Origin of the sequence: Pseudomonas sp. B28(2017), from assembly GCF_002113025.1 — a bacterium.
GTDB lineage: Bacteria > Pseudomonadota > Gammaproteobacteria > Pseudomonadales > Pseudomonadaceae > Aquipseudomonas.
On record NZ_NEJH01000001.1, the window covers coordinates 758,065 to 778,012 of the forward strand.

18 protein-coding genes and 2 pseudogenes are annotated in these 19,948 nt (G+C 55.6%); 9 read left to right on the forward strand and 11 right to left on the reverse strand.

Features of this window, described 5'->3' with window-relative positions; genetic code table 11:
* Positions 1-91: 91 nt before the first annotated feature.
* Positions 92-1,147, reverse strand: a complete 1,056-nt coding sequence (locus CAF65_RS03475; protein ID WP_085715033.1) for a tartrate dehydrogenase — start codon at positions 1,145-1,147, stop codon at positions 92-94.
* A gap of 136 nt (positions 1,148-1,283) precedes the next feature.
* Between CAF65_RS03475 and CAF65_RS03480 the strand changes: the two genes are divergently transcribed.
* Positions 1,284-2,207: a LysR family transcriptional regulator gene (locus tag CAF65_RS03480; protein WP_085715034.1), complete on the forward strand. Its 924-nt coding sequence runs from the start codon at positions 1,284-1,286 to the stop codon at positions 2,205-2,207.
* A 75-nt stretch (positions 2,208-2,282) separates the two neighbouring features.
* Complete coding sequence (locus CAF65_RS03485; RefSeq protein WP_085715035.1) at positions 2,283-2,741, forward strand: metallophosphoesterase family protein; 459 nt, start codon at positions 2,283-2,285, stop codon at positions 2,739-2,741.
* A gap of 38 nt (positions 2,742-2,779) precedes the next feature.
* On the opposite strand, the gene CAF65_RS03490 is transcribed toward CAF65_RS03485, so the two are convergent.
* The 6 genes from CAF65_RS03490 to CAF65_RS03515 all read right to left on the reverse strand — a co-directional run bounded on the left by CAF65_RS03490 (position 2,780) and on the right by CAF65_RS03515 (position 7,169).
* Positions 2,780-3,106 (reverse strand): multidrug efflux SMR transporter, encoded by a 327-nt coding sequence (locus CAF65_RS03490; protein WP_085715036.1) that lies wholly within the window; start codon positions 3,104-3,106, stop codon positions 2,780-2,782.
* Positions 3,107-3,273: 167 nt separating this feature from the next.
* Positions 3,274-3,687 carry a hypothetical protein gene (locus CAF65_RS03495; protein ID WP_178076650.1) on the reverse strand — a complete coding sequence of 138 codons (414 nt, stop codon included), beginning with the start codon at positions 3,685-3,687 and terminating at the stop codon, positions 3,274-3,276.
* Between the two features lie 273 nt (positions 3,688-3,960).
* Positions 3,961-4,443, reverse strand: coding sequence for a hypothetical protein (locus CAF65_RS03500; protein ID WP_085715037.1), 483 nt, complete (start codon positions 4,441-4,443; stop codon positions 3,961-3,963).
* A gap of 270 nt (positions 4,444-4,713) precedes the next feature.
* The gene (locus CAF65_RS03505; RefSeq protein ID WP_218191712.1) at positions 4,714-5,289 is read right to left on the reverse strand and encodes an SMI1/KNR4 family protein; all 576 of its coding nucleotides are present in this window, start codon (positions 5,287-5,289) and stop codon (positions 4,714-4,716) included.
* Between the two features lie 215 nt (positions 5,290-5,504).
* On the reverse strand, positions 5,505-6,296 hold the full coding sequence (locus CAF65_RS03510; RefSeq protein ID WP_256578594.1) for an enhanced serine sensitivity protein SseB C-terminal domain-containing protein: 792 nt from the start codon (positions 6,294-6,296) through the stop codon (positions 5,505-5,507).
* Between the two features lie 255 nt (positions 6,297-6,551).
* A complete protein-coding gene (locus CAF65_RS03515) occupies positions 6,552-7,169 on the reverse strand; it encodes a LysE family translocator (RefSeq protein WP_085715039.1) in 618 nt (205 codons plus the stop codon).
* A gap of 274 nt (positions 7,170-7,443) precedes the next feature.
* On the opposite strand from CAF65_RS03515, the gene CAF65_RS03520 reads away from it, so the two are divergent.
* Positions 7,444-8,334 carry a LysR substrate-binding domain-containing protein gene (locus CAF65_RS03520; protein WP_085715040.1) on the forward strand — a complete coding sequence of 297 codons (891 nt, stop codon included), beginning with the start codon at positions 7,444-7,446 and terminating at the stop codon, positions 8,332-8,334.
* A gap of 272 nt (positions 8,335-8,606) precedes the next feature.
* Here CAF65_RS03520 and CAF65_RS03525 read toward each other — a convergent pair whose 3' ends face one another.
* Both CAF65_RS03525 and betI read right to left on the reverse strand, forming a co-directional pair.
* A complete protein-coding gene (locus CAF65_RS03525; RefSeq protein ID WP_085715041.1) occupies positions 8,607-10,031 on the reverse strand; it encodes an amidase in 1,425 nt (474 codons plus the stop codon).
* A gap of 2 nt (positions 10,032-10,033) precedes the next feature.
* Entirely contained in the window at positions 10,034-10,624 is a 591-nt protein-coding gene (gene betI, locus CAF65_RS03530; RefSeq protein WP_085715042.1) for a transcriptional regulator BetI, read from the reverse strand.
* An 89-nt stretch (positions 10,625-10,713) separates the two neighbouring features.
* Between betI and choX the strand changes: the two genes are divergently transcribed.
* Entirely contained in the window at positions 10,714-11,655 is a 942-nt protein-coding gene (gene choX / locus CAF65_RS03535; RefSeq protein WP_085715043.1) for a choline ABC transporter substrate-binding protein, read from the forward strand.
* A gap of 379 nt (positions 11,656-12,034) precedes the next feature.
* Here choX and CAF65_RS03540 read toward each other — a convergent pair whose 3' ends face one another.
* Both CAF65_RS03540 and CAF65_RS03545 read right to left on the reverse strand, forming a co-directional pair.
* Positions 12,035-12,883: a mechanosensitive ion channel family protein gene (locus CAF65_RS03540; protein ID WP_085715044.1), complete on the reverse strand. Its 849-nt coding sequence runs from the start codon at positions 12,881-12,883 to the stop codon at positions 12,035-12,037.
* 460 nt (positions 12,884-13,343) lie between these two features.
* Positions 13,344-13,973 (reverse strand): annotated as a pseudogene (locus CAF65_RS03545) (SOS response-associated peptidase family protein).
* Positions 13,974-14,072: 99 nt separating this feature from the next.
* Between CAF65_RS03545 and CAF65_RS03550 the strand changes: the two are divergent.
* The 5 genes and pseudogenes from CAF65_RS03550 to CAF65_RS03575 all read left to right on the forward strand — a co-directional run bounded on the left by CAF65_RS03550 (position 14,073) and on the right by CAF65_RS03575 (position 19,447).
* Positions 14,073-14,498 (forward strand): LexA family transcriptional regulator, encoded by a 426-nt coding sequence (locus CAF65_RS03550; RefSeq protein ID WP_085715045.1) that lies wholly within the window; start codon positions 14,073-14,075, stop codon positions 14,496-14,498.
* Entirely contained in the window at positions 14,491-15,768 is a 1,278-nt protein-coding gene (gene umuC, locus CAF65_RS03555; protein ID WP_085715046.1) for a translesion error-prone DNA polymerase V subunit UmuC, read from the forward strand. The genes CAF65_RS03550 and umuC overlap by 8 nt, the downstream gene beginning before the upstream one ends.
* A gap of 430 nt (positions 15,769-16,198) precedes the next feature.
* Positions 16,199-16,396, forward strand: a pseudogene (locus CAF65_RS28640) (diguanylate cyclase); the annotation flags it as partial.
* A 181-nt stretch (positions 16,397-16,577) separates the two neighbouring features.
* A complete protein-coding gene (locus tag CAF65_RS03565) occupies positions 16,578-17,804 on the forward strand; it encodes an RtcB family protein (protein ID WP_085715047.1) in 1,227 nt (408 codons plus the stop codon).
* 590 nt (positions 17,805-18,394) lie between these two features.
* Positions 18,395-19,447, forward strand: a complete 1,053-nt coding sequence (locus CAF65_RS03575; RefSeq protein WP_085715048.1) for an alpha/beta fold hydrolase — start codon at positions 18,395-18,397, stop codon at positions 19,445-19,447.
* Positions 19,448-19,948: the final 501 nt, after the last annotated feature.

Here is a 19,948-nt window from a genome sequence, read left to right on the forward strand (position 1 = left end):
TTTATTGTTGTCAGGAAATGCCAAGGAGTCGGATCCAGTGATCTGCCCCTTGGCGATGTGCCGCAGTACTACTTTGAATCGCTGAAAAACATCAGCGGTTGATCAACGCGATGACCGCATCCGTGATCTGGCGGGTGGTAGCCGTACCGCCCAGATCAGGGGTATGCAGACCGCTTTCGGTCACGGCCTCGATGGCGGACATCAGCTGTTTGGCCGCAGCGGCTTCGCCCAGGTGTTCGAGCATCATTGCCGCCGTCCAGAAAGTTGCAATCGGGTTGGCCACACCTTTGCCGGTGATGTCGAAAGCCGAGCCGTGGATCGGTTCGAACATCGAGGGGAATTTGCGCGACGGGTTCAGGTTGGCGGTCGGCGCGATGCCCAGACTGCCGGACAACGCAGCGGCCAGATCGGACAGAATGTCAGCGTGCAGGTTGGTGGCGACGATCACGTCCAGGGTCGACGGTTTGAGCACCATGCGCGTGGTCACGGCGTCCACCAGCTCCTTGTCGATCTTCACGTCCGGGAAGTCCCTGGCCACTTCGTAGAAGATCTCGTCCCACAACACCATGCCGTGACGCTGGGCGTTGGACTTGGTGACCATGGTCAGGTGTTTGCGCGGGCGGCTTTGCGCCAGTTCGAAGGCAAAGCGGTGAATGCGCTCAACCCCTGCACGGGTGAATACCGACACTTCAGTGGCAACCTCTTCCGGCAGGCCCCGGTGCACACGACCGCCGTTGCCGGAGTACTCACCTTCGGAGTTTTCTCGCACCACCACCCAGTCGATCTGGTCACCATTGAGCAGTGGGCTTTTCACCCCTGGCAGCACGCGCGCCGGACGCACGTTGGCGTATTGATCGAAGCCCTGGCAGATCGGCAGGCGCAGTCCCCACAGGGAAATGTGATCCGGTACGTTGAGCGCTCCCACGGCACCGAAGAAAATCGCGTCGAAGGTTTTCAGTTCTTCCAGGCCTCCTTCAGGAATGTAGTAACCGTTTTTCAGGTAGTTATCCGAATTCCAGTCGAAGTGTTTGAAATCCAGTTCGAAGCCGGATTTCTTCGACAGGGCTTGCAGCACCTCGACGCCCGCGGCGATCACTTCAACACCGATGCCATCACCTGGAACCGCTGCAATCTTGTATGCGCTCATGGTCAACTCCACTCTCGTAACGTTCTTGTTTTGCCTGTCGAACGGGCTGTTCAATCAGGGTGTGAGCGGAGTATATGTAGTGAACAAATAGGTGTGAGTTACTCAGAATCACTACATAAATAACTTTGAGTTACGAATGAGCCAGACTCTGGATTTGTCATTTTTTTACCTCCTGGCCAACAAAGGCAGCCTCGCTGCCACGGCGCGGGAGCTGGGCATCACGCCGCCAGCGGTGAGCAAGCGTCTTTCCTCGCTGGAGGCTCGATTGGGCATCCGCCTGGTCAATCGCACCACGCGTTCCATGAGCCTGACTGCAGAAGGCGAACTGCTTTTCTCGCATGCCGCTCGTATCCTCACGCAGATAGATGAGGTCGAGCAGTTGATCAGCAGCAGTCGGGCTACGCCTAAAGGCCTGATACGGGTCAACGCATCGCTGGGGTTTGGTCGCCGTTACATCGGCCCGGCCCTGGGTGCGTTTTTCGCACAGTACCCGGAGGTGGAAGTGCAGCTGGAAATCAGCGATCACCCCCTTGACCTGACGACGCACGGGTTTGATCTGGGCATACGTTTCGGTACGCTGCCGGACGCCGCCTTCCATGCACGCAAGATCGCGTCCAATCGCCGATTGTTATGCGCCTCACCGCTGTACCTGGAAAAACACGGCGTGCCGCAACGCCTCACGGATTTACAGCAACACAACTGCATCTTTCTGCGGCAGAACGAAACGCCTTACGGGGTGTGGAGTTTTACTAACGGTGGGCGTACACAAAACGTCAAAGTTCGTGGCGCATTGGGCTGCAATGACGGTGAAGTGGCCCTGAACTGGGCGTTGGAAGGCCACGGTATTCTTCTGCGGGCAGAATGGGATATCGCCCGCTATGTGCGCAGTGGCCGCTTGCGATTAGTGCTGGAAGACCAGACACCAACCCGCGCCGATGTTTTCGCGGTTTACCCGCAACAGTTACACCTGTCGGCGCGAGTGCGCAGCCTGATCGACTTTCTGGTTGAGCGCTTCAAGCACATTGATCACCTGGACGAAACAGAACCTGCGTACGACTGAGCAGGATCAGTGAGGAGACGCTTTGGCAGGTGTGCTGGATACTTGGCAGATTCCTGTATTTGTCCTGGAGCTTGCATGAAAGTTGGCGTGATTTCCGATACCCACGGCTTGCTCCGTCCCGAAGCGCTTGCCGCCCTGCAGGGGTGCGAGCGAATCATTCATGCCGGCGACATCGGTGCCCCGGAAGTCCTTGACCGACTGGCCTCTATTGCGCCCCTGCACGTCGTGCGCGGGAACAATGATCAAGAGCTGGCATGGGCAGAAGATCTCCCGGACTTTCTGCGTTTCGATCTCAACGGTTGGCAGGCGTTGTTGGTGCATGACATTGCCGATGTCCCGGTCGATCTGGAGAGAGGCGTACAGCTGGTGATCACCGGCCACTCCCACAAGCCACGCATCGAATGGCGCGGGGAGCGATTGTTTGTCAATCCCGGCAGCGCGGGGCGACGACGCTTCAAGCTTCCAGTGACGCTGGCGCTGCTTGAGGTATCGGCGACTTCAATTGAGCCTCGGTTGATTGACCTGTTGGAGTGAGCTCTGCAATGGGTTGAACCCTTCGTGATTTCTGGTGCCTAGGCTGCCCAGCGCAGCCCGGTGACACTCAGCAGAATCAAGCCGACCCAGAACAACCGCCAAAGCGAAACTCCGTCACCGAGCCAATACATGCCGACGATGGCTGTACCGGCAGCGCCGATACCGGTCCAGACCGCATAGGCGGTGCCCACGGGCAGGACCCGCAATGCCATCGTCAACAAGTACAAACTGCTGGCCAATACCACTAAGGTGCCGGCCAGGATCCAGGGCCGATCCAGGCCATTTGCGGATTTCAATCCAACCGCAAAGGCGATTTCCAGGAAGCCGGCGACAATCAGCAGTAACCAGGATGTGGTGTAAGTCATTCGACAAGACCTGTGTGGCAAAAAAAAGCGAGCTGGTCAAGGCTCGCCAAAGGGAGGTAAACGTCAGTTGGCCAACAGTTTGCCGCTGAACAGACTGGCCAGGGTTTTCACGGTCAGCACAAACAGGGCCGCAGTGAGGAACAGCAAGATCACTGCCGCGATGGCCGTCAGCAACGTGCTGTCCTGGGCATGGGCATGTGCGCACCGGTTACCGCGATATCGAGGGTGGCAACGCCCGGGATCAGCCAGGCGGGTACGGCATTGAGTTGATCGTGGCCGCCCGACAACAGGCGCGAAACCACCAGGCCGGCAAGCAACACGGTCAATACACTGCCCAGTATCCAGAGTGCCTGTCCAAGCAGTTGGCTGTGGGGCGCTGCCACTGCGGAAAGCAGCAGGGCGATGGTGACGGTGCCGAAAAAGTTGCTGGCGACCGGATGGTTGAATTCGGCCCGTACCGCTTCGGGATGCTTCACCCATTTGCTCAGATAGCCCAGCGTCAGCAACACGAATACCAGGCCGGCAAACGCGCCAATCGCTTCACCCAGCAGGCCACCGACACCGTAATGCTGACCACTCAAGCGCTTGGCCGATACCGTCGGCTATGCAAATACGGATGGGTTTAGAAGGGCCTTCATGCGGCGTCTCGGGGTGGGGCCGAGTGATTATCGCAAGCGGTTTTCATCTGGGTGACGGGGAAGGGGGCTCATCGTCAAAACGTCATCAGGCACTTCGGTGCCTGATGTCAGCTCCTGGCCGCTTTTTGCCTGTCACCAAGGGCAGCAATCGACCCGTTGCAGACATTCGTTTTGGTGGAATTTAGTCCGCGAGCAGCGAGCGTCGGCCTAGAATTGTTAGGTGCCGGGCCGGATGGACTCAAGCATTGCATCGTACTGGGCGCGATAGGCTGCGTAATGTTGCCTCGTAGTGACTATGTTTAGCGAGACGTATGCATTGTCAGTCTGAAGGCACGAAACGACATAATATGTGGGTCGGCTCTCGCCGGGCCAAGTCCCCTCAAACTCTTGAATCTTGCCTGAGACTTGAGCGGCCTGAAATACACGCGGCCCTGAGATAGCCCTATAGAAATCCTCGACAGTCGAGAAGCGATAATCGCAGAACTCGTCCAGTGAGCCGTCGGCTTTTGCGTAAGCAGTGGCCGTAATTGCCGCGAGTTCGTCTGTTGCTACCAACTGGAACGTCTCTGTCCCAGCATTGCGCGTGAAAATTGCTGGAGCGTCCAGCGAAAAGACGTTGTTGCCAAAGACGTGGTGAGTGGTTGCAGGCGAAGCTACCGCAGCGCCGACCGTAAAGATTCCAAGTAGTTTCTTAAGCATCCGTCACTCCTGAAGTTGGACATAACCGGCGCCGGAACGCAGCGGAGGGAACCCGAAAGCGTAGCATTTGGGCGCCCGGTTGATGGACTTTTTAAGTATCGTGCGAAGCAGAAAAAGAGGATCAGATTTATTTAAATCACTCTAAACGTCCGCTCCTGGCCGGTTTCTGCCTACCTTGAAGGGCAGAAACCAACCCGATATAGCCATTCGCACGTTGACTGAGAGGTCGCCGTAGCTGCGAAGCTGAAGACGAATTGATACCTGTAGCTGTTAATCCTGTTTGGCTTTCTCTAAGGTTTGATTCCAAAACCTGACGAGTTGAATATGTTCCTCCCGAGACTTCCATTCTTTGTTGGCCGGATCGACGGGATCGCCGCCAAAAATTATTGGTTGGATTTCAAATAGCTCCATCCCGGCGTGTTCGCTAGCGGGCTTCAACGAAGGTGTCGGGTGAGAGGCAGAAAGCTGCAAAAGCTCGCTAAAACTATTGGCGACTGTTTCGACATGGCCGGCGGCCATACCTACAAAGGGAATGCGAACAACCGTTGGCGGGTTTGCTCTCAGATCGAACCCCCACGCGTCGCCGCTGCCAGTGGAACCGAACAAAAAGATGCCAGGAGCATAATGTTCAACTTCATACTTGTGATTGAGGGACACTAGGTCATCGGCACGCCACAGTATGAAGTAGTCCTCGCCAAGCCAGCCTTCGTCGCCATTTTTTGACTGAAGAAAACTCAGATAATCCGCCGGCAGCGGAATTTGTTGCAGTGGCTCAATAGCCTGGGAAAAGGAAATGGGGGCAAGCAAGCTAGTGAATAAGGCCCCGAGGTAAATTAAGCCACGCATGCTGACGTCCTTATCTTCGAATTCTGTTGATACTGCCATCCGCCGGTTGGTCTAGCTAGACTGGCGTAGCACGTTCGTATGCCCAGCATCGGCGGTGGCAGTTAAAGGGTAGTTTTTCCTCAAGTTGAAGGTCTGCTCTTGGCTGGTTATAACTGATCCTGACCGGCACAGGCCGACCCTTTGCTGACATTCTCAGCGCGCGCTGGAATGATTCGCTATGCCTTGCCCGGAGAGAATAGTGAGCGCAATTTGGCCCCCCAAGTGCGTTCGTAAAATGGCTTCACAGATTTGAGCATGTAATTGCTAAATCCCGATTCGCCCTTTTTGAGAACAACAAAATCAACTACCTCCCCCTTGGGGGCTGTATCCGCGGCCACTGAGCCAGCTTCCTTCATTGCCTCAGCAAGGTCCTTATCACCGTCAAAACCAACGACCAGTGACGGTTTTTCACTGGTTGATGGATCATGCATTAAGCACAAATACGCAGCCTTAACAGCCGAATGCTTCGCCAGAAGTGATGTGAGCGCGGACACCATCTCTGATGGATAATTGGCTGGCTGACCGAGCAGTACCTTGGTTTCTTTCTGAACTACTCTAGTCTGCGGAGCATGGTTCACACCCGTTTCTAGTAGCGCATGTATTTCGTCAGGAAAGAACTCTTTGCCATAGGATGAGGCTGGGTTGAGCATCAAGAATGACCCAAGGGTCATTTCAAAGAAGCTTTTGGCTGGTAAAGCCACATATTTCGACTCCTCCTTCAAGACACGCTGCAATGCTTCGAGGCTGGTGAAGAACGGAATGATTGGCGTACCGTCATTCTTTTCCCAATTCACTATTGATAACTTGGCGCCGGTAGGAATTGTTCTAATTTCTTCGCCTTCAGAATCTGTAAAGCCGATTACGTAAACATCGGACGCCATTAATGCCTTGTAGAACTCGGGGCGATTCGCCGGATTGTCAGCAGCGAGCATTAGCTTTCGCTCAAGATCATTGGATGGTTTGCTCACGAGAACTCCTTTGAGCGAAAAAAGTAATAGCGTTTCGATAGAGCCAATTTGCCATCATGCCAGCGAGCCACGCTAGAGGGAAATCTGAAAACTTCGCGAACTTTACGTCGAATAGCTCGAAAAGCCGCTTCTGCAGATCTCGGCCTGTCGTGACAAGCTGAAGTAGCCCACTGGCGACGTTGCGGGATGTCCGCTTGTGGCCGATTGCAGCCTATCAGGAGCCCTTCGCGCTGATCTCATAACACTCCCACGACACTAACCACCAACCCCTGGAATGACCAGAAGCGCCGCCAAGCCGATCAGTGCCGTGCCAATGAGTCTGTCGATAACCTGCTGCTTTTCCAGCATTCGCCGGCGCAACGCTTCAGCGGAGAAAAACAGTGCGACGAAACTGAACCACGCCCAATGGGTGAACGACATAAACAGGCCGTACGCAAAGTTTGCGGTTAGCGAGCTGCCTGTGTGCACCACTTGGCTATAGGTCGCCACCACGAACAACATGGTTTTGGGATTGAGCGCGTTAGTGAAAAAGCCAGTACGAAATGCTTCCCAGGATGAAGGGGTAGAGGCGTTGGCACCACCAAACGTCAACGAAGAAGTATTGGTCAGGGACTTGATACCCAGATAAATGAGGTATCCGGCGCCAAGCAACTTCATTGTCATGAACAGCAAGGGTGATTGAGTGAAGATCACTGCAGCGCCGAACACTGTGTAGAAAACGTGAATCTGGACGCCACAGGCGATACCCAGGGCGGCCATCAAACCGCTGCGTCGTCCATATGCATAACTGTTGCGAGTGACCATGGCGAAGTCAGAGCCGGGGCTGATAACTGCCAGGATGGAAATGGCAGCAACTAGAAGCAATTCGTTCATGAAGACTCTCCGGCGCAATGGTTACCCATGCCGCGAACGGCAGTAATTGTATTTGCGCTACGTTTTTGCACAGATTGAGGGTGGGTGGCAGCTTCACTTGATCGCGGTACTTACAACAGCCAGCGGTATTTGGCTTCGCGTGGCATTCATGGAGTGCCTATATTCATTGATGGTTATGCACGCAGATAGGGTGAATGGCGGTCATGATGGAGAATTGCCATCGATAAAAAAAACGATTTATAGTCGTCGAAACCTGTGAGTAATCATCGTCAATATGAATTTGCCTCCTTTGGCTGCGTTTCGTTTTTTCAACGTTGCGGCCCAGACCCAAAGCTTCGTGAGAGCCGCTCAGCAGTTGCACGTCACCCATGGCGCAGTCAGCCGCCAGGTTCGATTGTTGGAAGAAGCAATAGGGGTCGAACTTTTTGATCGGCGCAACCGTGCGATCTTTCTCAACCGTGCTGGCCGCCTTCTGTACAACGTTACCGGGCCCATGTTCGAGCAATTGGAAAGTGCTGTTTACCGATTGCAGGGAGAAGTCCGCGAGGACGTACTGGTACTATCGTGTGAACCCACCATCGCAATGAAATGGCTGATCCCGCGACTGCCCGATTTCCATGCCGCTCACCCGCACCTTCAGGTCCAACTGCTGGCGGCCGGTGGTCCTATAGACTTCGCACGCTCAGGTGCGGATCTGGCCATCCGACGTGATGATTTTCGCTTGGATCAGTCAATCCACAGCGTGACGATTTGTGAGGAATGGATTGGACCTGTGTGCACCTCGTCCAATAGTCCCGATAAAAGGAAATCGGAGGGAATGCGCTTGCTACGTAGCCAGACACGCCCATTGGCCTGGGACAACTGGCTGCGCCTTTCGCAAATGGCCATGCCTAATGCTGGCTGGGCCGACTATGAGCATTTCTATCTGTGTATTCAGGCAGCAACTGCGGGGTTGGGGATCAGTGTGGTGTCCTTTCTCATGGTTCAGGATGAACTCAGGTCCGGACAACTGATCGCACCGTTTGGCTTTATCCAGGATGGGTCGGCCTATTGCCTGCTGTCACCCAGGCCTTTTGAGGAAAGTGCCAAGTGCACCACTTTCAGGTATTGGGTCACAAAGCAGATGGGCATATGCGCAAAGCAGATCAAGAGTGATTTGGGCTGAGCGTGAGTAGTGCGAGCGTCTTTGTAGTGGTCTAATGAAACCGGAATTTTTTGCGCAAAACACGGATTGCAATCACAGGCGCGAACTTTTCTGCGGTGGAAACCGAAGCTGGCTTTCTCAGCAGAATCGACCCAAATCCGACACTCATAAAATGCTCCTTCTGTTCCGTGACGCAGCCAATCACGTCAGGCAACGATCCAGTAACTACCTGCAGGAAGTGTCTATGGAGTTTGGGTCAATTCGGTTGGCCAGCGTCGTAGTTCAGCGCGTGATCATGCCTTTGCAAACAGGGTGGTTGCGAACAAGCTCCGTTCAACTTCACTTGCAAGTCTGAGGATGGTTTCCTCGTCACCAAATTTGCCAACTATCTGCATCCCGATTGGAAGGCCGTTCTCCATGATCCCGACGGGGATACTGATGGCCGGCTGGCCGGTCAGGTTGAAAACTTCGGTGAAGGGAGAAAATGCGTAAGCGTTTTTATACCACTCGTCCAGATGCCTTTCCCCTGTGGCGACAAAACCACCAATCAACGGTGGAGCAAGCGCCACTGTTGGTGTGATGAGGACATCGATATCGGTGAAACTATCGGCCATGTCGTGGCTTACTTTGTTCTGAGTAGCCCGTGCATGGTGTACGTCCAGTGCCGTTCTCTGAGTCGAGCATTTGTAGAACTCATAGGTAATCCATTCAACATCTTGTACAGAGATCGGATAACCGCGACTTTGGGCTTTGTGTTCCATCAAGGCCTCAATTTCCATCTGCCAGAATAATGCAGCCGCTGCACCGGCCTTGGCCATATCCGGCCAATTGAACGGGCGTAATTCATGGCCGTCTTTACTTAAAAAATCCACGGCATTCAATATGGCTTTGTGGATGGCCTCATCGATACTCGAGCCATCCGGACGGGCACAGGCAAAGGCGATTTTGAGTCGTGGTGACCTCGTCTTCAGGCATTCGAGCCAAGAGGGAGGGGCAGGGGGAGCAGCATAAGGCGCGCCTGGCTCATAGCCAGACAGGACATCCAACAGCAATGCGCTATCGCGGACGGTCCTGGTCAGTACATGCTCGGAATCAAGGCCACCAACAAACTCACCGACATGAGGACCTACAGGGTTGCGTCCCCTGCTTGGCTTCAGTCCAACCACACCACAAACGGAAGCCGGAACCCTGATCGACCCGCCACAGTCGGTGCCGTGCGCAACTGGCACCATGCCTGCGCCCACGGCACAGGCGGATCCTCCACTTGAACCACCAGAAGCGTACTGCGGATTCCTGGGGTTTCGACAAGGGCCTTGCCATTCAGGTTCTGTTACAAAGTCGCCTGCAAACTCGGGCGTTTTGGTTTTCCCGAGAATGATTGCCCCGGCCTTGCGCAATCGACTCACAAACTCACTGTCGACCTGAGCGGGTGCGGCATCTTCGTACAGTCGCGAACCATGCCTGGTTGCAAAGCCTTTTACATCGATATTGGTGTCCTTTATCAGGATCGGCACACCTGCGAGTGGTCCTGCCTTGGGATCCAGCGCTGCTCGCTGTGCGCCTTCGATATCGATCGCTACGACTGCACCCAAGGCAGGGTCCTGGATTTCAATTTCTCTGGCTGCGAGGTTAACCAGTTCCAACGGAGAGACTTTTCCGGACTGCAACCATTGAACGAGGCCCACGGCATCAAGACTTTTATACTTTTCAGGTGTCATTTCTACGCCTCCAGATCATAACCAAGTACGTTGTTGAGGAACTCGTAAGCCAGACGGCGCGAATCATCGATCGTGTCCGGGTTGCAATCGACCGCAGCCCTCAACCATAAACCGTCGATGAAGATCGCGATCATCTGTGCCTTGGAGTGGGCTGTTGTCTTTTCCATGCTTTTTGACAAGGCATGGAAAAGTAAGGAGTGGCTCCTGCGTGCAACGATGTTCTGTACCCGTTGCAATTTGGGGGATTGCGGTACTTGAGCCCAGAAAGCGAGCCAGGCCGCGACATTGTCTCGCGTCAGGTTCAAGGCACTGACGTTCCCGTCCACAAACGCGAGAACACGCTCAGCGGGTGTTGCGGACTTCCGCAGGCGCGCAAAGATCTCGGCATTGATGCGTTTGTTCAGCTCTCTCAAGGTGGCCTCAAGCAAGGCATTCTTGTCCGAGAAATAGTGGTGGACGATGCCGTTGGCCAACCCCGCGCGGGCGCTTACCTGAGCCATGCTCGTCCCCGCCATGCCTTGCTCACCAATGAGAATGAGCGTTGCCTCGACGAGCTGCTTTCTTCTGATTTCCTGCATTCCAACCTTTGGCATGGGGCTTCTCTTTTTTTCATTGGACACTCAATGAAAAAAAAGTTATCACTAGATTCTCCCAAAAACAAGAGAACGCAAGGGGATCCGGTATGAAAAGCAGAGCTATCGTTTGTGCCGTGCTGTTGATGACATTCCAGGGGATTGCCGGCGCCGCGGACCCTGTGGGGTGTCGCGCGCCTCAATTCGCAGAGGTGGGATGGACCGACATCACGTTGACGACGTCTTTGACCACAGCAGTATTGGAAGGGCTGGGCTACGCCCCAAAAGTCATAACGTTATCGACGGGAATTGCCTACAAGGCGATGGAAGGCAAGAGTATCGACGTGTTCCTCGGAACATGGGATCCGGCGTTGATCGAGGCGGCTCAGCCTTACTACAACAACAAGTCGATTCAGACAGTGCGAGTGAACCTCACGGGTGCAAAGTTTACGTTGGCGGTTCCGCGATACGTCTATGAGCAAGGTGTAAAAAGCTATGCTGACCTGGACACTTACAAGTCAAAGTTTGGCGGGAAAATCTATGGAGTAGAGCCAGGTGGAAACAAACCGATCCAGAACCTCATCGCGGATAACGCGTATAACCTGGGGAGCTGGAGCCTGGTTGAGTCCAGTGAGAAGGGCATGCTGACACAAGTCGGCAGGCAAATCAGAAAGAACGACTGGATCGTGTTTCTGGGCTGGGCACCTCACCCAATGAACAAGAATATTGAACTGGAATATTTGTCAGGTGGCGACAAGTACTACGGAGAAAATTTTGGCGCATCGTCGGTCCGTACCGATGTGCGTACGGGATACTTGGACGAATGCCCTAACGTGGGCCAGCTTCTGAAGAATCTGGAGTTTTCCATAGATGCCGAAAACACCATGATGGACTACGTGATCAATGGTGGCCTTGACCCACGCTCTGCTGTAAAAAAATGGTTGAGTGCCCATCCCGAATGGCTTGATAGAACGTTGCTTGATGTTCAAACAGTGGAAGGTAAACCTGGGCTCGCGGCGGTAAAGTCTTATATGGATGCAGCGTCCAGATAGACGACACTTCTCAGTAAATTGAATCTCCCCCAGGCCTTATAGGTCGGGAGCATTCTTCCCAGAGCAGCGCCTGGGCTCCATATGCCAGGCGCTAGCTGCGTGTCGATCCGGCTACCGTCCAACCGCAATGTCCAATAATTAATTCCTCTTGGGATTTCAAACACTTTTGACAGTCCGCTCTTGGCCGTTTTCTGCCTGTCGTGAAGAGCAGAAATCGACCCACTGCGGTCGCCCAGCCACGTGCCGAACGGGTCCCAGGACACGGCTTGGCGACTAGACTCCCGCCGGCGCGGGAATGACCGGTACCGAAGCCGCGTCCAGCACGTCATCCCCGCGAACGCGGGGGGCCCTACCAAACCCCGGGGGAAGGCGCCCCGGCTTACCCGGCATGCTGCTGGACGATCACCCTCTGCGCCGGCATCGGGGCCGGGAAGCCGGCATCGCCGAGGGCATCCTTGATGGTGCGGTTGGTGTCGAAATAGACCTGCCAATAGTGCTCGTTATGGCAGTACGGGCGCACCGCCAGCACCGGGCCGACCAGGTTGAACTCTAAAATCTCCACATCCACCGCCGGTTCGGCGAGCACATTGGGCAGCGCCGCGATGTGCTGCTTGAGCAAGGCCGCCGCCGCCTTCCAGTCGGCCGCGCCAGACAGCTGCGCCTTCAGCTCGACGCGGCGGTACGGGTTGTGGGTGAAGTTCTGGATGTTGTCGCTGAAGATCTTGTTGTTGCCGACCAGGGTCAGCACGTTGTCCGGGGTGTTGATCGCAGTAGCGAACAGGCCGATCTCGCTGACCGTGCCGATCACCCCGCCGGCGCTGATAAAGTCGCCGACCTTGAAGGGGCGCAGGACGATAATAAAGGCGCCGGCCGCCAGGTTGGCCAGCAGCCCCGACCAGGCCATGCCGATGGCCAGGCCGACCGCGGCGAGCAGCGCGGCGAAGGTGGTGGTCTGCATGCCGAGGTAACCGAGGACGCCGATCACCAGAAGGATGTTAAGCGTCACGGTGATGACTGAGCCGACATAGCGCAGCACGGTCGGGTCGAGCTTCTGCTTGCTCAGGGCCCGCTGCACCATGCCGACGGCAAAGCCGATCAACCAGCGTCCGACGATCCAGAAGGCGATGGCGGAGAGAATCTTGACCGCGAAAGCGACCCCGTACTGTTGCACCAGAGCGATTAGCGCGTTGAACTTCGCGGTGGTCATGTTAACGATGGTTTCGTCCATGGCTGGGGCTCGAGAATGAAGGATTGGCCTCAAAACGCTAGCACAGCCTGCGTGCCCCGCCAGCCAATCGGCTAGCGAGCAACCTCTGGGAATAACAACACCCGCACCTTAGGGACCGTTCTGTAGCGTTGGGGTGCAGCGGTATACACAAGATTCCAATGCTGTGGAGGCGCCGGCTTATGCCATACAGGTTGAGGTCAGACGGTTCGTGCGGGAAGGGACTTACTGAAGGGTAGCGAAGCTGCCTGTCATTACAGGCAGAAAGCAGTCGTTTTATTAAACTGAGTCGACCAGGTTTCGATGGCTGAGTGGCTGCTCCTGGCCGATCTCTGCCTGTCACCACCGTCGGCTTTGGGTTGTGGATTCAACCGGTCGACGCAACAGATTGGCTAAATCGTCTGGGTCTCCACAGTGTTGCTGGTGATCTATTGGATATCGCAGTGAAGGTAATCTGGTCGGTTCAAACGTTACCTTTGTAGTGGTCATCCTGAATCTGTTCGATGGGCTCGATAAGCGCTCGTCCTTGATTACGTACGTTGCCAATCGCTGGGTCAACTTTGAACCATTCGAAGGCTTCCGAAGATTCCCCCTGGAGCATCACCATTTGTTCCGCACGCTCTTTGGGGGGCGCCGGATCCAGCCATTCTTGGGCCAGTTTTCCTGGCAGAGTCACTGGTCTTCTATCATGGATATCCACCATTCCACCGGCACTGTCAGCAGTGATGATCACGAAGCCGTCGTGCTCGCCTGCCTCATGTTCGACCGTTGGATATTGGCCGATGGCAGCACAGAGGATTGGTGTCCGATCGCGATGGCGGATGAGGTAGGGCTGCTTCTTCGGTCCGCCTTCTTCAACCCATTCAAACCAGTTGTCGATAGCGATGATTGCACGGTGCGGCCGCCATCCCCATTGCACCATATCGGCGTGTAGCTACTGGCCCTCTTGATGGACAATGGCCAACTGCGTAGTCGGTACGACGTTGTACCGCTCGAACGGCTGGTCGCCGGTTGAGTTGACCAGGGCATTGGGCATGCTCAAGGCCGCGACGAAGTCATGAATGCCACTGTATTGGGAAAGTCTGCCGCACATACTTCTCTCCACCTATCGAAATGTCCGGTAAGTAAATTGACCGCAAGGCTGTTACAAAGTTAACTGTACAAATATACAGTTAATGTACAAGGCAACATCATGAGCTTTTCCATTTTAGGTCCTATATCCGAAGGCGGTGCCAAGCTACCTCTGTGCTCATTCCGCGTTCCGGCGGGTTTTCCATCGCCGGCCGCGGATCACATCGAACAACACCTTTCCCTGGATGAAGTGCTGAACATTCGGGCTCCGCACGTTTACCTGGTTGCCATCGTCGGTGAGAGCATGCAGGGAGCCGGAATATTCGAGGGGGACCTGGCCGTAGTAGACAGGTCAATTGAACCTGCTCATGGTCACATCGTGGTGGCACTCTTGAATAACGATCCGGTCTGCAAGCGGCTATGCAAACGCGGAAACGATGTGATCCTGCTTTCCGAAAATCCGAAGTACCCGGCCCGTTACATCCTCGAAGGTGATGAGTTGTCGATCTGGGGAGTGATCACCAGCACGGTGCGCAGCCATGTCTAACCCCGTCCCGGTTTTCGGCTTGATCGACTGCAACTCTTTCTATGCGTCCTGCGAACGAGTGTTCCGCCCGGACCTGGCCAAGGTGCCCATCGTCGTCCTGTCAAACAACGACGGTTGTGTGATCGCTCGCAGTTACGACGCCAAGCCTTTCGTGAAAATGGGCGAGCCATATTTCCAGATCAAACAAAAGCTCAAGCAACACGGTATCGTCCCGTTCTCCTCGAACTATGCCCTCTATGGGGACATGAGTGAGCGAGTCATGACCATGATCGAATCAATGGTGCCGGCAGTTGAGGTGTACAGCATCGACGAAGCTTTTGTCGATCTGAGCGGAATCGATGGACTGGACGCTCTGGGCCGTCAAATACGCGCCAAAGTCCTGCGGTGCACCGGTATTCCGGTCGGTGTTGGCATCGCGCACACCAAAACGTTGGCCAAGCTGGCCAACCACACCGCAAAGCGCCTACAAGCCCAAACCGGTGGAGTGGTGAACATCACCGACCCACTCAAGCGAGATTGGGTCTTGCGTAACACCGACGTGGCCGAGGTGTGGGGGGTAGGGCGGCGCATGAAAATGCACTTGAACGGGTTGGGCATCAATACTGCCATGGACCTGGCCAAGGCCGACCCATGGACATTGCGCAAGAACTTCAGCGTGGTGATCGAAAAGACTGCCCGAGAGTTGGCCGGCACATCTTGCCTGGCGCTGGACGACCCCGATCCGCCGAAGCAGGAAATCTGTTGCAGTCGAATGTTCGGCAAGCGCTTAACGGAACTGGCGCCGATCAAAGAGGCCGTGGCCACTTACATGATGCGTGCTTCGGAAAAGCTGAGAGCTCAGGGTTCATTGTGCAAAAAAATTCGGGTGAGTATCCGTACCGGGATGTTCAATCCGGAGGAGGCCAAATACGCCAATGGTGTTGTGATCGACCTGCCATACCCAACGGACGACGTACGTTCGCTGACCCGCATGGCCGTGGAGGCTGTCGATCATGTCTACAGACCGGGGTTCAGGTACAGCAAGGCTGAAGTCATGTTGCTGAACCTTTGTCAGCCAGGAGAATACACAGAAGATCTGTTTGTCACATCTCAGCCAAGCTCTTCAACGAGGTTGATGGGGGTTCTGGATGAGATCAATCAGCGCTGGGGCCGGGGAACGCTTCGCCCTGCTAGCGTGCCGACTAATCCGGATTGGGGAATGCGCCGAGAAATGATGAGCCAAAGCTATACGACACGGCTGGATCAGCTCTGGCGGGTTTCATGCTCATGATGGGTAATTGCACGGATCTGACCACCCGTTTGCATTCGATCTGACCACGGTATGCATCGGAATTGATCAGCACGCTTCGTAACCACGACCGGTTGAATCCACAACCCATAGCTGCCTGTTGCTGAAGCTGGTGGACAAGTAAACGTTGCCCACCCTACAGAACTCCCGAGATCGCGTAGAGTGGAAAGCCGCAGAGCGTTTTTCCACCAGTTCCAGGCTACCCCCGCTGTGATGTTGTGAAATCTGCACCTCTTCAGGTGGAAGGTCCAAGCTCCTATAGCGATATCTGGCGCCTAGTACGGGCTTCATTAGTGGGGCGTAGACTGCGCCGATTCAAATACAGTTGGATGAGAGGGATTCGTGGTGAGTGGTCGAAGCGACAAGCTGAACCTGGATGGGCTGTCCAATACAGAGACGCTCAACATCATCGCTATGTTGGTCGATCAGTCGTATTCGAACTGAACTGCACTACCAACAGGTGTCGGGACGAGTTCTTCGGCGCATGGGTGAGGCTGACGACCAGGCGTGGTTGTTTGAGTTAGCGAAGCCAACGCTCCAGCATTTTTCCCTGCGTATTGCCGATGACTTGCCAGAAGATATGGCGGTTCTGAGCTATGCTCATGCGCCTTACACGGATGCCTGTTCGACAGCTGATGATAGTGCTGCCGGCAGACAAGATGGGGAGCTTGAAAATCGTGGCTCCGCATTTACCAGTGTCCTATCACCAGCAAGCAGGGCGAGCTGGCTTGCCAGCGATAGGGCCCGCCAGAACACTGTAAAATATTCCTGCCCCCGCGGAGGAATCTCCCATGCCAACCCCCACCTACGAACTCCTGGAAGTCCCCGGCGGCAAGCCGATCAAGCTCTGGACCCACGGCGTGTCTGTCGAACCCGAGGCCAGGGCCCAACTGATCGCCACCGCGAAGATGCCCTTCATCTTCAAGCACCTGGCCGTGATGCCCGACGTGCACCTTGGCAAGGGCTCGACCATCGGCAGCGTGGTCCCGACCGTCGGCGCCATCATCCCGGCCGCTGTGGGAGTGGACATCGGTTGCGGCATGATCGCCGCGTGCACCTCACTGACCGCTGCCGACCTGCCGGATAACCTGGGCCGCCTGCGCAGCGCCATCGAGAAAGCCGTACCCCACGGACGCAGCTTCGGCCGAAACAAGCGCGACACGGGAGCCTGGGACAACGTACCCGGCTCGGCGGAGCATGCCTGGAGAGCGCTGGCCGGGCGCTTCAAGGCGATCACCGACAAGTACCCGCGCCTGGAAAAGACCAACAATCGCCAGCATCTGGGCACCCTGGGTACCGGCAACCATTTCATCGAAGTCTGCCTGGATGAAGCCAACCGTGTCTGGTTCATGTTACACAGCGGTTCACGCGGGGTCGGCAACGCCATCGGCTGCCTGTTCATCGAACTGGCCCAGGCCGACATGCGCCAGCACATCGCCAACCTGCCCCATCGCGACCTGGCCTATTTAGAGGAAGGCAGCCGGCACTTCACCGATTATGTGGAAGCCGTAGGTTGGGCCCAGGATTTCGCCCGGCAGAACCGCGCCTTGATGATGCACGCGGTCATCGGCGCGGCGCGCCAGGTCATTGCCAAGCCCTTTGATGCAGAACTGGAGGCAGTGAACTGCCACCACAATTACGTGCAAAAGGAGTGGCACTTCGGCAGGGAGGTATTGGTCACCCGCAAGGGCGCGGTGTCGGCGCAAATGGGTGAACTGGGGATCATCCCGGGCTCCATGGGCGCCAAGAGCTTCATCGTCCGCGGGCTGGGCAACGAGGAGTCGTTCTGCTCCTGCAGCCACGGCGCGGGCCGCGTCATGAGCCGGACCCAGGCGAAAAAGCTGTTCACCGTCGCCGACCAGATCCGTGCCACCGCGCATGTCGAGTGTCGCAAGGACGCTGACGTGATCGACGAAATCCCGATGGCCTACAAGGACATCGACCGCGTCATGGAAGCCCAGCGCGAGATGGTGGAAGTCGTGCACACCCTGCGCCAGGTGGTGTGTGTAAAGGGATAGTTGAGCGCTGTCTCAGGCGTCCTTCGCAGCAGAAATCGTTACACATTCCGCACAGGCCCCGGGTACTGCGCGACCATTGTATCAGCCGCCAGCAGCGTTATCCCCTCAACCATCGCCTGCGCCACCAGGGTGCGGTCAAACGAAACGGGTCCTGGTGTATTGGCGGCAGCCCGTCGTGACCGGTAGAAAGCGGCCGATTCTGTTGAAAAAGTCGACCATGGTTTCCGCAGCAGAAAAGTACGCGTCCGAGATTGAAATCTTTACTTTCGGCAGAGGCTTCCGGACTCAGATTTCACGTACCAGCGTGCAAAAAAGGCACTTTCACCAGCCAATGAGCAGGCAGTTTGGGCGGACCGACTTTTTCAACAGAATCGCCCCATAGCGGCCCTTCGGACTTGCCCCGAAAGCCCGGCTGCTGAGCGGTCAATGCCGATAACGAAAACTATGCATGTCAGTCGGAGTATCGGCTTTAATGTCGGTGCAGATTCACCTGCTCACGGCGCAGGATTTCTATAATTTGCGAGATGTGATGCACTCTATCGGTGGGTTCCAGGTTCTGAACCCCTATCTAAATCAAGGAAGACAACCCATTGAAAACAGCTCTCGGCGCCCTGCTATTAACCTGTCTGACGACCAGCGCTCTCGCTGACGTCAACTCTGTCGGCTTCCAATCCTACACCCTGCCGGACCCACACAATGAGCGTCCGCTGGAGATGGTCGTCTGGTATCCCAGTACAACGACCGTCACCCCACAGTTGATCGGCGACGATGTGGTGTTTGTCGGTGCTTCTGCGGTTCGCAACGCGCCACCCTCTGCTGGCGAGCACCCATTGGTGGTGCTCTCCCATGGATTCAGAGGCAATTGGAACAATCAGAACTGGTTGGCGAGTGCATTGGCCCATAAGGGTTACATTGTCGCAGCGGTCAACCACCCCGGCACCACGACCCATGATCGAAGCCCGCAAGCGGCGGCGCAGTTATGGCAGCGGCCCATTGACCTGCATCGGGCCATTGAGGCGGTCACCACTCAACCTGAAAAATTTGGCGTGGTCACAAAGCGTCAAATTGCTGTAGTGGGCCATTCACTCGGCGGCTGGACTGCAATGGAGATCGCCGGCGCTCGTTTCGACCCGGCCCTGTTTGCCCGTGACTGCAAACTCCATCCCCAGTTGTCCAGTTGCACCAATTATCAAAAGATCAACCCTGAGAGTACTCCGGCATTAAAGGCTGGTCTGGCCGGCGATTTGCGCGATCAACGCGTCACCGCTGTGGTTTCTTTGGACCTGGGACTCTCGCGCGGGATGACCGATGAGAGCCTTGCGGCACTGCCGGTGCCGGTGCTAGTTATCGCTGCCGGCGCACCATCGGTGGAACTGCCTGCTCAGTTGGAGTCCGCCAACCTGGCCACACGCCTGCCCCAAGCGTCCAGCCGCTATGTCGAGATAAGTGACGCCAGCCATTTCAGCTTCTTGCCGATTTGCAAACCAGGTGCTGTGGCATTGCTCGAAGAGGACATTCCTGGCGATGGCATCATTTGCGGGGATGGCGACAATGCTCGCCCGCGCGAGGTAATCCAACAGCAGGTTACGTCACTGATCACCGAGTTTTTGACGCAGTCCGCGAACAACAAAGTGGAGCTCTAGGATTGCTGGCACTCGGCAACTCAGCAGACCTGAAATTTGCGTAGGAACGCAATTTTTGTGTCGAATCCAGCCACCTATTACACACAGCCTCGGTCGAAAGCGGACACTTGCGAGCGTCTGCTTTTGGCCGATTCTGTTGAAAAAGTCGACCATGGTTTGCGCATCAGAAAAGCACGCGCCCGAGATTGAAATCTTTACTTTTGGCAGAGGCTTCCGGACTCGGATTTCACGTACCAGCGTGCAAAAAGGCGTTTTCACCAGCCAATGAGCAGGCAGTTTGGGCGGACCGACTTTTTCAACAGAATCGGTCGATCAGCATTGGCCGAAATTGGTCGACAGCTGCCTGTCGCTGCTGCGCAATTCATTGAACGCAGGGTTTGATTCTATTGCCCGCGACAGGCTGCCGGTTTCGCGGATGGCTTCCAACAGCGCTAGGTCTTCAATCGACAACATGTTCTAAATTATCGAACGAGTAGGTCAAAAACCTGGTGCGTAATTCGA